Here is a 12,726-nt window from a genome sequence, read left to right as displayed (position 1 = left end):
CATTTGGACGTAAAATGCTTTGCCACAGAAAGGAGCCATTCGCCTGGAATAATCAGTTTAGGCAGAACCGACGACGCGCCTCACATCGAATGGAATACAAGGAGTCTGCGCACGTGAAGAGAGCACTGCTTGTCTGTACGCAAATGGAACTGGGCGGAGTCCAGATCCGGGCACTCGAGCTGAAAAGATTCATCGAAGAACGCGGCGGAAAAGTCGATATTGTTTTCCTTTACAGGAAGAGTGCCGCCATTGCTGAAAATGAGAGCATTATTGCCATATTTCATGAAAAAACAAAAAACCCGATATCGTTGTTAAAGGGATTTTTTAAACTACTAAGGCTATATAAAAATGGCCAATATGCTTCAGTGGTAGGATTTGCACACTACGCATCTCCCATAGCAACCACTTTGGGGTTATTTTTTGGGATAAAATCCAGAATTGCGACGCAGACAAACCCCCCTCATGATTCCAAGTTTGCCGCGGTGCCATTAGACAAATTTTGCGGCGCCGTTGGTATTTACACCGCCAATATAGCGGCATCCGAAGCAATTTTTAATGGCTTGAAAGATTACCCTCAGCGCTACCGAAGCACATTGAAGATCATCCACAACGGCATTCGCCCGATTGAGCCATCGATGAGCAGAGCGGACGCAAGAAATAAATTCGGATTTCGCGAAGGCGAAAAGATACTGATTAATTGCGGCAGATTGTCGCACCAAAAAAATCAATCCTTTTTGATTGATATCCTCAAGAGGCTTCCCACAGACTATAGATGCGTCATTGTCGGCGAAGGGGAATTGAAGTCCGAACTTGAAAATAAGGCGAAGGATGCCAATCTGTCCGAACGGTTTTCGTTGATAGGGCGTATACCGCCGCAAGATATCGCGGACTTCATGCATGCAGGTGACGTATTTGCTTTCCCATCGATCTTTGAGGCTTTCGGCCTCGCAATGGTCGAAGCTATGGCAGCGGGCACCCCAGTCGTAAGCTCAGACTATCCGGCTCTGGTAGAAGTCGCCGGGGATGGAGCGATTACACTCCCCTTGGACGCCGCCCTTTGGGCTGCAGAGATAGAAAATCTCATATCGCGCCCTTATCGAGACACGCAGGCAGCCAAAGGAATTGCGAGGTCCCAGAACTTCAGTTCAGACGCCATGAGCGCGAAATTCTACGCCGAAATGTTTGGTTGTCAGTCTGAAGACTAACTTGACATTCATTTACATGGGCTGTCGATTGCAATTTATGAAACGGCGGACGCAAATCTTCGTCGTGATAGCGATAGAACTGCCAAAAAATTCACAATTTCTCCAATAACCGGGCCTAATATTGTCAATGGAGAATTATTTTTAAATGTTAGCGCAAAAATAATTACTAGAGACAAAGTCAGAACAGAGCAAATTCCGCTAAATTTTGCCAAGTGAAGGTTCGCACCACTCACTGCCAGCAATGCGGTATGTGGCTCTCGCAATGCTCGGAAAAACACCAAAATCGCCATCAAAAAAATGGCAATTCGGACTTGGGAAGCTTCGTACCCCCGAGATGCAAAGAGCCGGTCCGACCAATATGCGATAGGAAACGCTAACAAACAATTCAGTACCCACACGATGGCCATTATGAAAAAAAGATCGCGTAAAAGCTTGATGATGGAGCTTTGATCCGATTGGTCGCGAAGTGAGGCTGCAATTCGGGGTGTCTCAAATTGCATCACTCCCGTCAACACCACGCCCAACGGACGGAACGTAAGCGTAGCCAATGCGATCGGCGCAAACGCAGCAGGCGACAGAAACAAGGTGGTCAGATAGGCATGTGAACTAGATGAGATCTGGCCAAATATCGAAGACAGCAGCGAGCCAGCGCCAGTGCGCTTGAAACGCGCTACGTAACTAATATAACAATCTCGGCTAAAATTCGGAAGTCTCAACCAAACCTGACGAATTGGTATTCCAGATAGGATTGACGCGAATATCTGAAGGGTAAGAAACCAAACAATGCTTTCAAGTCTGATAATCGCGGCTCCGACAAGCAGCAAGCAGTAGACAAGGCCGTAAGCAACATCGGAGTTTCTAGCCTCTTTTCGTTGTTGACCGACCAACGCCAGCGCCCTGAACGCATATCGAGACCAAGTCGCCAATGCCAGCAGTGCCGATGCCACCAAGACGCCTGACGAAGCGCCGGCAGACCAAATTACCGGGATGAGCATTAGACTCCCCATCAGGGATATGCCCCAGACTGTGGGCACGAACACTCGTTCGACGTCGTCAAACAGCCCGCCCTGCGCAATTTGGGACGCGGCAGGGACAGTCACGAGCCCATTCGACAGCGCCATGCCCGTTGCCAACACCACCTGGACAAATGCGAAGACGCCAAAATCATGTAGCGAACTTGCGCGCTGAACCAAAAAAGAGGCAAAAAACCCGGAACCCGAAAAAATCAACGGACCCGACAAATTCAAGATCCGGTCCCGGTTTGCCTGTGATAATTTCACGATAGTCCCCACTCTTAAGTGTCAGCGCATTTACCGTGTCAAGATGCGGGCAGGATTGCCCACGGCGATAGCATTTGGTGGAACGTCGCGTAATACGACCGCCCCTGCTCCGATCTTGGCGCCGCTACCTATATGGACAGGACCAATCACGATTGCGTTCGAGCCGAATTCCACATGGTCGCCGATCACCGGAGCGCCAGCCATCCCATTGCCTTTCACCCCTAGTGTAACGCCATTTCGAAGAATTACCCCTTCGCCGATCACGGTTCGCTTGTTTACGACCAGTCCGTGAATATGGACGATCTTGGCAGACTTACCCAACGAAATTGTAAGTGGAAAATCACAGCCAAACCCAAATTGACTGACTATTTTGTAAAAATAAATTACTGGAATGCCAAAAGTTCGTATCAATGCAGACGATCCATCTAGCCATTTCGCCAATCTAAATATTAAAAGAAAAATCCTTCCCTTGCCGTTACCTTGATTAGCTTCAAAATCTTGCATTACATACGTTTTTAGCATTAATATCGACATAAATCACCCAAAATAGATTATGTTTTCATTCCTTTATCGTTGTTACCCCAGCAATGCGCCCGAGATAATCGACCACATCGACATCAATAATGCTGTTTTTTACTTCAACCATCGCCGGAGTTATTGACATTGGCGGAGGCCTGATCCCCGGATCACCCCAGCGGGATACGTTTACGATCACGTCAAGGCGATTTCGAATTGCATTCCCATGGACATGAATTCCCACCGGACCATTTTCCAAACTCGGCTTTTCGGTAGGAACCACCATTCCTGGACTATCGACCTCAATCGTGCCACGATTACCCTCTCCAACCGCATCCCAGCCTAGTCGCATTTGTCGCCATCCAGCACGATAGCGGCTCCAAACATGCCAAGTCCCTAGGGCGTTATTGGAACCCACTGACGAACCACCCACGGAGAAACCAAACACAACACCATAACCAAAAAAGTGGTCCGATCCGTCTATTGTTACGCCAGTTGCTTCGGGATCCGCATTTTTGTCAGCCTTGATGGAAGCATATTCCAAATAAAGCTGATGCGTTGACCCCTCCGGTGCGCCCGTTTTTCCTTTTAGAATTTGCAGTCCATTACCCGTGGAATTTTCTACAATGACCCTTCCTACACGGATGTAAGAAATCCATTTAAAAATTACACCAGATATTGGTTGGCCGCTAACGGATCTTTTTCCGAGTACATCGACCGATAGACTATCAATCATAACATCATTGTATATTTCACCATCCGGCGTTGATACAACGCAGTCACCCTCGAAGTTATCGAGGGGGTAAAATACAGCGCCGCTTGATTCTATATTAATGCCTACCGGAAGTTCGAAGGTTTTAGATCCATATAAACTGCTTCCATTTAGAAATATCGTCTTAATACCGAATTGGCGAGCGTATCGGCAACATTCGTCCCAAGCTGGCCAATCATCTCGTAGACCGTCACCGTAGGCCCCAAAATGACTAGGACCAATACGATCTTGAACTAGTCGAAAAATCCTTCCGCTATGATCCGTTATGGTTGCCGCAGGAAACTGCTTGGCAAATACATCACTGGCGCTTTTGTCATGGACATATCGCCCTTCACCTATTCCAATTCTATTGAATCCAGCAGTATGCACGGCCGCATCGCTCAAATATGCGCCAGCTTTATCAAAATCTATCTTGAGCAATCCAGATCCGTTAGAGAGCTTTGGCAAGCTACCTCCATTACGAACCGCTTGCTGCCTCGCAACGGCGCCGGCTGGAGCAGCAAAGGCTCCAAACATGGCAGTCAACGACCGCACGATAGATCTGCGACTTTTGAGCAACTTCGCCACGCTACACCTTTGGGGAAAGAACAGGTTCAGAGGAGCCGTACGCTTTGAATATTATGAACAAAAGAAAACAGTTTAGAAAATTAGTAGATCTTAAAAAGAATGTCTCAGTCAGATTTAATGTATAAATAATTACAACTCCAACAACCAGAACAAATTTTGAGTATTCGTCGTATTTATTGTATGACAAACCGCTAAGCAATCGAATACAAAGAAAGAATGTCATTAAGAAAAATAATACATAGCCAATTATCCCAACTTCCGTAAGAACAGCAACATATCCGCTATGGAAATTGGCAATGAACCATCCGTATTGTCCGAGAAACTCGCTATTGAATTTATCAACGGTCCAAAATCCGTTCAAACCAAAACCGAGCAGTGGCTGATCAAGCCAGTGGTGAATCGCATGAGACCATATCAAGGTACGCTGCGTTAAAGTGATTTCTTGACCGATAATATAAAAACCGTTATGGCCGGTTCCTGCAATATAAGCAATCATTGCGCTAGCCGCTATTAGCGTTAAGAGCGGAATCGTCACAAATACCTTCCTGATATTTGCGAGATTTTTCCCAATATACGCCATAAAAATTGCAACAATAACAATCGCCGCCGCACCACGACTTTCGGACATTACGCAGGTAGTAATTCCAAAAACAGATGCAAGTAAGTTACTTAGCAATCTACTAAATTTTTGCCTTGCGGATCTGTCAATAAAATCATTCATACTAGCAAAGGCTAAAAAGGCCCCGCTAATTCCTAAAGCCTGCTTACTATTAAAGATACCTTCCCAAGCGCCAGTGTGATAATATGAGCCCGACGTCCCGATGCTAGGCATTAATATCGCAATAGGCCATGACAAAGCACATAAAATCAGTGTTGCGATCTTAACACATTTCATCATCTTTTTTAAGTCTAATGAAAATGTTGAAAGGTAGACCATTACCGCAACAACAAGCAAAATAGCGCCTTTAAGGAGCCCATCCTCTACTTTTTCCGCCCACGCGCCACTTAAAGCGGAGTATGCATAGAACGCAGACAATCCTACCGGAATTTTTCCTGCGCGCCTTGAGAGCGGGCCTAAAATGCTCATGATGCCAGTGGCAGACCACAGGAATATCGTTAGGTATTGTTGAACTTGATCGAATCCTCCGTTGGAAGACCGAATTAATTGATCGTTAAACGGCCCAACGGAAAAAAATACGGCCAAAGTCGCAAGCGTCATTACGCCGGCGGAAAAAACAGAATTGGCCCGACCACTTTTATTCGATCTTTTATTTCTTCCCACCAATTGCGGTGAAGGAACTTCGGGATCATCCAACATACGCCACCGTTTAAAAAAGTGCCATGTAGCGCGTCTATATGGAAACCGAATTCAAGTAAATCTACCGGCCTGAAGCAAGGTGTCAATGCCCTGCTCCCGCCAGCACATTCAGTGCTGTCAAACCCTATAATAATCCCGATACCAAGCGACAAACTTGGCTACGCCTTCCCGCACGTCGGTCTTTGGCGTATACCCCGTCAGCGCCTTGAGCAACTCAGCATCGGCCCAGGTGGCGGGCACGTCACCGGGCTGCATCGGCATGAGGTTTTGTTCAGCCTTGATGCCGGTCGCCGCCTCGATCGCCTCAATGAAGGCGGTGAGTTGGACCGAATCGGAATTGCCGATGTTCACCACCCGCCACGGCGCGACCGGAGAGAGGCTGTCCCCTTCCGCCGGCATTTCGCCATCGACGGGCGCGACAGGCGGCACGTCGATCAGCAGGCGGATAGCCTCGACCAGATCCTCCACATACGTGAAGTCGCGCTTCATATCACCGTGATTGTACACGTCGATCGGGCGCCCCTCGAGGATGGCCTTAGTGAACTTGAACAGCGCCATGTCAGGGCGGCCCCACGGTCCGTAAACCGTGAAAAAGCGGAACATCGTGATCGGCAGGCCGAACAGGTGCGCGTAGCTGTGGGCAAAGTTCTCGGTCGCCTTTTTCGTGGCGGCGTAGAACGACATCTGGTGATCGGCCTTGTCCGTCTCCCGGTAAGGCATCTCCGTATTGGCCCCGAACGCGGACGAAGTCGACGCCAGCAGCATATGCTGGGGCGGATAAGCCCGTGCAGCCTCAAGCAGTTCGAAGGTACCGACAACATTGCTTTCGAGGTACGAACGAGGGTTTTCGATCGAGTAACGGACACCTGCCTGCGCGGCGAGATGGATCACAACGTCAGGCCGCTCATTCTCGAAAAGATCCATGAGCAGGCCTGGCGTCTCAACCTTGTCGATCACGGCCCGGAACTGCTCGGACTGGAGCAGTCCTGCATGGCGACGCTCCTTAAGTGCAACATCATAATAGTCGGTCATCGCGTCTAAGCCAATGACTCTGAAGCCATCCTTGAGAAGGCGGGCACAAACAAACGACCCAATGAACCCCGCGGATCCTGTTACGAGAGCAGTACGCATTGTCAGTTCCTCAATCCGATCCAAACAGGTCGCGCGTGAACACCTTGTCCGGCACGTCGGCAATCTCGGCGGTGGCGCGGTTGGCGACGATCACGTCGCTTTCGGCCTTGAACGTGGCGAGGTCGCGGATCACCTTCGAGCCGTAGAAGTCGTCCTCGGTCATCGTCGGCTCGTAGATCACGACCTCGATGCCCTTGGCCTTGATCCGCTTCATGATGCCCTGAATCGAGGACTGGCGGAAGTTGTCGGAGCCGGCTTTCATGACCAGGCGGAACACGCCGACTTTGCGGGGCTTCTTCGCGATGATCTGGTCGGCGAGGAAGTCCTTGCGGGTGCGATTGGCGTCGACGATCGCGCGGATCAGGTTCTGCGGGACCTCGGAGTAGTTGGCTAGCAGCTGCTTCGTGTCCTTGGGCAGGCAATACCCGCCGTAGCCGAAGCTGGGGTTGTTGTAATGCGTGCCGATGCGCGGATCGAGGCCGACGCCGTCGATGATCTGGCGCGAATCCATGCCGCCGGCGATGGCGTAGCTGTCGAGCTCGTTAAAGAACGCGACGCGCATCGCGAGGTATGTGTTGGAGAACAGCTTGATCGCCTCGGCCTCGCGCGTGCCGGTGAACAGCACGTCGATGTCCTGCTTGATGGCGCCGTTGCGCAGGAGATCGGCGAACACGCGTGCGCGTTCCGACTGCTCGCCCACGATGATCCGCGAGGGGTGCAGGTTGTCGTAGAGCGCGCGGCCCTCGCGCAGGAATTCGGGGCTGAAGATCACCTGCGCGGTGCCAAAGCGCGCGCGCACGTCGTCAACGAAGCCGACCGGGATCGTCGACTTGATGACGATCGTCGCATTCGTGTTGGCGGCGATCGTGGCCTTGATCACGGCTTCGACCGAGGACGTGTCGAACTTGTTCGTGTCCACGTCGTAATTGGTGGGCGTCGCGACGATGACGTAGTCGGCAGCGGCCAGCGCGGCGTGGGCATCAAGCGTCGCGGTGAGGTCCAGTTCGCGCGTGGCGAGGAAGTCCTCGAGCTCGGCATCGACGATGGGCGACTTGCGCGCGTTGAGCAAGGCAACCCGCTCGGCATTGACGTCGACGGCCATGACCGTGCTGTGCTGCGCGAGCAACGCTGCGTTGGACAGGCCAACATATCCCAGTCCGAAAACGGCAATCTTCATAGCGGCAGTCTCTCGCACCAGCGTTGGTCCCCGGGATCGTGATGCGCGGTATCGGCATCACGAAGCCCATTTGCCGGCGGCACGCAATCAGCGATCCGGCGGCAAAGCTATTCCGCATTGCAGCATAGAACGTCAATCGAATTGTATTATTCGCCCGGACCCTTTGCGTGATTCTAGCAGAGATTTCGGCAAGTCGGCTATTATGCTGCAGATCGAAGACATCGGTTTACCGCAGCAATGCCGTCGTGTGGTCTTCCGGACTGGTGGAAATGAAGTCCATCATGTCGTCCTCGAAATAGGCCGCCGTCAGAACGCCGGTATGATAAGCGCCCGTGTCGATACCGATCCGGTTGGCTTGGCGATCGATCGTTGGCGAAATGCTGTGGCCGTGCACGATGATCGCGCCATGGTCGCGGGTATCCGATAGAAACTCGTCGCGAATCCAGATCAGGTCCTGCCGGGCCTGCTTGTCCAGCGCGACACTCGGTCGCACACCCGCGTGGCAAAAGAAATAGTCCCCCGAACGGGCCGTCAGCGGCCACCGGGCTACGTGCGCCATCAACTCGTCAGGCAACGCTTCGCGAACGTGACGCAGCACGCGCGGGTCGTACAGATCGTCGTCCTTGCCGATCGACAGACCAAAACTCTGCAGCGTCTGCCTCCCGCCCACTCTCAGCCAGGCGCGGAACGAGCGGGCGTCTCCGCCATACGTCCGCAGCATCATCTCCTCGTGATTGCCCAGCAGCATATGCTGCCCGCGCGCATGCCGGGTCCATTCATGAAGAAACCGCAAGGCCTGCGCGGATTCGGGACCGCGATCGACGATATCCCCCAGCAGGACGATATGGATGCGATCCGCCTGCCCGCGGCCGCGTGAATGCTGTTCGATCCGCCGCAACAGGTCGCGCAGAAGGTCGTAGCGTCCATGGACGTCCCCGATCACGTAAATGCGTTCGCCCTTGGCTGTTCGCCGCACGCGGTGCATAGTGCTCCTTTGTTTGGGGACTTTCATAATGCGTTGCACGCGCGCCTTGTTGCTCGGAGGGGGCTGTGGCAATCGGCCCGGAGCGAATGGCATTAGCCGCCTTGGGTGGCATCGTGCAAATGGCGAAACCATCATGGCGTCGCAAGTGTCGACGCTGACGGCAACGCAGGCAAACCGGACCGCTCTAGCCAGATGAAGATCGTCAAGGATTTCTGGCGTCCGATGATCGTCGAAGCGCCCATCGATGCGATCCTCGATGCAGGATCGCTCGACGGATTTGCGCTGCATGGCCTGCCGCAATCCGGCGCGCTGGCGTACACCGCCGATCCTTTTGGCCTGTGGCGCGACGATCATCTTCATGTTTTCGTCGAGCAATTCGACTACCGCGACGCCCGCGGGACGATCGGCGTGCACATTGTCGACAAGCAGTTTCGCACGGTCGAAACCCGGACGGTCCTTCGCGAACCGTTCCACTTGTCCTATCCGTTCATCGTCGAGCACGATGGCGAGACCTGGATGATCCCGGAATGTTGCGAATCCGGACATCTGCGCATCTACCGCGCTCGGACTTTCCCTCTCGACTGGGTCCTGGCGGCGACGATCGACTTGCCGGCCATCGATGCGACGCCGTTCCGCGTCGGCAACCGATGGTGGATGTTCTACGCCCCGGTCGGTTCTGCCCGTGAGCGTCTGACTCACCTCAACCTTGCCACCGCACCGGACCTCCTGGGCCCCTGGTCCCCTCATCGCGGCAACCCGGTTTGGCGCGACCAGTCCGGAGCGCGGCCTGCCGGCCCCGTCCTGACGTCCCGCGAAGGCCTCGTTCTGCCCATACAGGATTGCACCCGGTCCTACGGCTCGGGACTTCGCCTGCTGAAAGTCGATGCGATCGATGGCGATGTGCGGCTGGAGCAGGGTGGCTTCATGGCCGCGCCGGTTGCTGCCCACCCCTTCGTCGATGGCTGCCATACCTTGTCACCCGCCGGGCACGTGACGCTGATCGACGTCAAGCAGCGCCGGTTTTCGTTCTCCGGCCTGGTCAGCAGGCCGCTACGCGAGTTGCGGCGGCTGCGAACTGGGCGTGCTGCGAAAACGATGGCGGGGGACGGGTCAGAATGATACTGCGCCGCCCGTCGGCGGCGATCCGCCCCTGTGGAATCCGCAACAAATTGGTTGTCGGCTTCGCGCTGCAGTGCAAAACAGGATGCGTATGATGAAGCGCGCACGGGCGACCACCGAGATTCTCGCCATCGCTTCCGGCGGGGGGCACTGGGACGAACTGATGCTGCTCCGGTCGGCATTCACCGGCCGTTCGGTCGTCTACGCCACGACGAACCCGCAGCTGTCGATGCGCGACAACATCGTCGATCTCGCCGTTCTTCCCGACTGCAATCGCGACCAGGTGCGCAAGTCCTTGCGCTGCATGTGGGCCAGCCTGCAGCTCGTGCTGCAGCTGCGCCCCAAGGTGGTCGTCACCACGGGTGCGCTACCCGGCCTGTTCTGCCTGATCGCGGGACGGGTGATCGGCGCGCAGACGGTCTGGGTGGACAGCATCGCCAATTCCGATGCACCATCGCTCAGTGGCCGTGTCGCCCGCCCGTTCACCTCACTGTGGCTGACACAGTGGGAGCACCTGGCTGGCGGCAGGCGCGTGCTCTATCGTGGAGCACTGCTGTGATCCTGGTGACGGTGGGCACGCAGTTGCCGTTCGATCGCCTGATCCAGATGATGGATGCCATGGCGCCCGATCTCGGCGAACCCGTCGTTGCGCAGATCGGCCGGGCCAAGTACCTACCCGTAAACATGGAGTGGCACAGGGTCATTGCGCCGCTCGATTTCGAGAATCTCGTCGATCGGGCGAGGGTCATCGTCTCGCACGCCGGGATCGGTACCATCCTGACCGCCGAACGGCACGGACGCAGCCTCATCCTGTTCCCGCGAGCTGTCGAACTGGCAGAGCATCGCAACGATCATCAGATGGCGACGGCCAGCGCTCTCGATGGGCGCGCCGGTATTGCCGTGGCTCGTGATCAGGCATCGCTGCGTCGCTTCATCGCCGATCCACCACCGCCTCCTCCCGCGACGCGCGACTGCCGGGGAAGAGTGGCGGTCTGCACGGAAATCGCCGGGTTTCTGACCAAGGCTTTGGGACAGGTTCGGACGTGAGTGACATGTCATGACTGATCGAGCGGCTGTGCCCGTGCCGGACCGGGAAACCATCGGCACCAGCGAGATCGAAGTGGCCGGAAGTGCCGCCCCGGACATGCCCCCCGGGCCTGCGGATCCGTCGCCGGCGCGCCGCACGGTCGAGCGGCGCAAGCGCGTCGCCGGAAGGCGACAGGATACCGCCGACAGCGCCGGGCAGCTGGCAGATCGGCCCGTGGCGGAGCGGGCGTTGCGCATCGCCTTCGGCGCTTTCCTCGTCCTCGTGCTGTTCGGTCCGTACATGACCTATACGAGTCAGGGCAACGGCTTCGAACAGGTCATCCGCCAGATCGGCTACACGCTGATCGCGCTCGCCTCGATCATCGCCGTCCGCGGATGGGACGCGCCCGCACGACTCCTGGTCATTCCCCCACCTCTCATGCTGGCGATCGCCTGGTGTGCACTCAGCATCGTCTGGGCCATCGACCCGGCTAGCAGCGGGCGGCGCTTCATCCTGCTATTCATCGCGGCGTGGACGGCGTTCATCGTCATTCGCCAGATCGGGTATCGCACCACGATCACGATGATCCAGGGTGCACTCATCCTGCTGCTCGCGGCCAATTACATTGCCGTTCTGGTCAACCCGCTGGGCTCGATTCACCAGGTCATGCTCGATGGTGATGCCAGCCTCCTCGGCAACTGGTACGGCCTGATGGGCCACAAGAACATGGCCGGCATCGTCTGTGCCCTGACGATCATGTTCTGCGGTTTCGACCGCGGCAAGCTGCCTCGCGCCGTCCAGATCGTCGTGATCCTCGCCGCAGCCTTCTTCATGTGGAAGTCGAATTCCAAGACTTCTCTCGGCGTCTGCATCATTGCGCTGGGGGTGGCATCCACTGCGGTCTATTATCGGTTCCGCTACCGCTCCCTGGCCATCGGTGCGATGATCGCGATCGCCGTCGGCCTGTTCGCCTTGCAGAACATCCTGTTCCCGATGCTCGAACAAGCGTTGAACACGCCGATTACCTTCACCGGCCGTACCGCGATCTGGGACGCCGTCTGGGCATTCTATCTGGATCATCCCGTATTGGGTGCAGGCTATGGCTCGTTCTGGCAGATCGGCCCCGCCAGCCCGATCTTCCGCTATGGCAAGGGCTGGGTCCAGCTGGTTTCCGAAGCGCACAATGGATATCTCGACTTGCTTGCTGCGGTCGGTCCGATCGGCCTGGCGCTCATCATCGCCGGCGCTTTCGTCGCACCGGTGCTGCGGATCCTGGCCTGGCGCCAGACACGGCGCGACAGCAGCGCCTTGCTGCTCTCGCTGGTCATCTTCTTCATCGGCCACAACTTCACCGAGAGCAGCCTGTTCGACCGTGATACGATCGGCCAGGTCTTTCTCATGATCACGATCGCCTTGGCCATGGTGGTCAACCCGCGGGTCCAGGCGGCCCAGGCGGGTAGCGACGACCTGTTCGACTGGGCCAACCGTGACGCGAACGCCGAGCCGGAAACGATGCCGGCGACGGCATCGAAGCGGGTCCGGCGGCGGCGGAGTTGAGCGCCCATGCGGCTATGCCTGATCGGCGGCACACCTAGGCATCCCGGCGGGCTTGAAGCGTTCTGTGACCGG

General features: G+C 55.4%; 12 protein-coding genes. 5 read left to right on the top strand and 7 right to left on the bottom strand.

Annotation, left to right across the window (positions count from 1 at the left end; genetic code table 11):
• Positions 1–113 precede the first annotated feature (113 nt).
• Complete coding sequence (locus tag V7Q48_RS11820; RefSeq protein ID WP_333838350.1) at positions 114–1,205, top strand: glycosyltransferase family 4 protein; 1,092 nt, start codon at positions 114–116, stop codon at positions 1,203–1,205.
• A 35-nt stretch (positions 1,206–1,240) separates the two neighbouring features.
• On the opposite strand, the gene V7Q48_RS11815 is transcribed toward V7Q48_RS11820, so the two are convergent.
• The 7 genes from V7Q48_RS11815 to V7Q48_RS11785 form a co-directional block, all read right to left on the bottom strand.
• Positions 1,241–2,485, bottom strand: a complete 1,245-nt coding sequence (locus V7Q48_RS11815) for a hypothetical protein (protein ID WP_333838349.1) — start codon at positions 2,483–2,485, stop codon at positions 1,241–1,243.
• Positions 2,486–2,515: 30 nt separating this feature from the next.
• A complete protein-coding gene (locus tag V7Q48_RS11810) occupies positions 2,516–2,989 on the bottom strand; it encodes a serine acetyltransferase (protein WP_333838348.1) in 474 nt (157 codons plus the stop codon).
• A gap of 55 nt (positions 2,990–3,044) precedes the next feature.
• The gene (locus V7Q48_RS11805; RefSeq protein ID WP_333838347.1) at positions 3,045–4,340 is read right to left on the bottom strand and encodes a hypothetical protein; all 1,296 of its coding nucleotides are present in this window, start codon (positions 4,338–4,340) and stop codon (positions 3,045–3,047) included.
• Position 4,341: 1 nt separating this feature from the next.
• On the bottom strand, positions 4,342–5,658 hold the full coding sequence (locus V7Q48_RS11800) for an O-antigen ligase family protein (RefSeq protein ID WP_333838346.1): 1,317 nt from the start codon (positions 5,656–5,658) through the stop codon (positions 4,342–4,344).
• A gap of 117 nt (positions 5,659–5,775) precedes the next feature.
• Positions 5,776–6,789 (bottom strand): NAD-dependent epimerase/dehydratase family protein, encoded by a 1,014-nt coding sequence (locus V7Q48_RS11795; RefSeq protein ID WP_333838345.1) that lies wholly within the window; start codon positions 6,787–6,789, stop codon positions 5,776–5,778.
• Positions 6,790–6,799: 10 nt separating this feature from the next.
• On the bottom strand, positions 6,800–7,966 hold the full coding sequence (locus tag V7Q48_RS11790; protein WP_333838344.1) for a nucleotide sugar dehydrogenase: 1,167 nt from the start codon (positions 7,964–7,966) through the stop codon (positions 6,800–6,802).
• Positions 7,967–8,192: 226 nt separating this feature from the next.
• On the bottom strand, positions 8,193–8,951 hold the full coding sequence (locus tag V7Q48_RS11785) for a metallophosphoesterase family protein (RefSeq protein WP_333838343.1): 759 nt from the start codon (positions 8,949–8,951) through the stop codon (positions 8,193–8,195).
• A 192-nt stretch (positions 8,952–9,143) separates the two neighbouring features.
• Here V7Q48_RS11785 and V7Q48_RS11780 point away from each other — a divergent pair, with 192 nt between their 5' ends.
• The 4 genes from V7Q48_RS11780 (at position 9,144) to V7Q48_RS11765 (ending at position 12,654) form a co-directional block, all read left to right on the top strand.
• Positions 9,144–10,070: a glucosamine inositolphosphorylceramide transferase family protein gene (locus V7Q48_RS11780; protein WP_333838342.1), complete on the top strand. Its 927-nt coding sequence runs from the start codon at positions 9,144–9,146 to the stop codon at positions 10,068–10,070.
• A 94-nt stretch (positions 10,071–10,164) separates the two neighbouring features.
• The gene (locus tag V7Q48_RS11775; RefSeq protein ID WP_333838341.1) at positions 10,165–10,629 is read left to right on the top strand and encodes a glucuronosyltransferase; all 465 of its coding nucleotides are present in this window, start codon (positions 10,165–10,167) and stop codon (positions 10,627–10,629) included.
• Positions 10,626–11,117, top strand: a complete 492-nt coding sequence (locus tag V7Q48_RS11770) for a glycosyltransferase (protein WP_333838339.1) — start codon at positions 10,626–10,628, stop codon at positions 11,115–11,117. Before V7Q48_RS11775 ends, V7Q48_RS11770 begins: the two co-directional genes overlap by 4 nt.
• Positions 11,118–11,127: 10 nt before the next feature.
• A complete protein-coding gene (locus V7Q48_RS11765) occupies positions 11,128–12,654 on the top strand; it encodes an O-antigen ligase family protein (RefSeq protein WP_333838338.1) in 1,527 nt (508 codons plus the stop codon).
• Positions 12,655–12,726 lie beyond the last annotated feature (72 nt).

It is taken from the genome of Novosphingobium sp. (assembly GCF_036803765.1).
GTDB lineage: Bacteria > Pseudomonadota > Alphaproteobacteria > Sphingomonadales > Sphingomonadaceae > Novosphingobium.
This window is presented reverse-complemented; position numbering and strand designations above follow the sequence as displayed.

What these genes read in the sequence shown, in the direction of transcription:
- V7Q48_RS11795 (WP_333838345.1), bottom strand. Translation starts at nt 6,789, where the DNA reads ATGCGTACTGCTCTCGTAACAGGATCCGCGGGGTTCATTGGGTCGTTT.
- V7Q48_RS11800 (WP_333838346.1), bottom strand. Translation starts at nt 5,658, where the DNA reads ATGTTGGATGATCCCGAAGTTCCTTCACCGCAATTGGTGGGAAGAAAT.
- V7Q48_RS11790 (WP_333838344.1), bottom strand. Translation starts at nt 7,966, where the DNA reads ATGAAGATTGCCGTTTTCGGACTGGGATATGTTGGCCTGTCCAACGCA.
- V7Q48_RS11810 (WP_333838348.1), bottom strand. Translation starts at nt 2,989, where the DNA reads ATGCAAGATTTTGAAGCTAATCAAGGTAACGGCAAGGGAAGGATTTTT.
- V7Q48_RS11785 (WP_333838343.1), bottom strand. Translation starts at nt 8,951, where the DNA reads ATGCACCGCGTGCGGCGAACAGCCAAGGGCGAACGCATTTACGTGATC.
- V7Q48_RS11765 (WP_333838338.1), top strand. Translation starts at nt 11,128, where the DNA reads ATGACTGATCGAGCGGCTGTGCCCGTGCCGGACCGGGAAACCATCGGC.
- V7Q48_RS11780 (WP_333838342.1), top strand. Translation starts at nt 9,144, where the DNA reads ATGAAGATCGTCAAGGATTTCTGGCGTCCGATGATCGTCGAAGCGCCC.
- V7Q48_RS11775 (WP_333838341.1), top strand. Translation starts at nt 10,165, where the DNA reads ATGAAGCGCGCACGGGCGACCACCGAGATTCTCGCCATCGCTTCCGGC.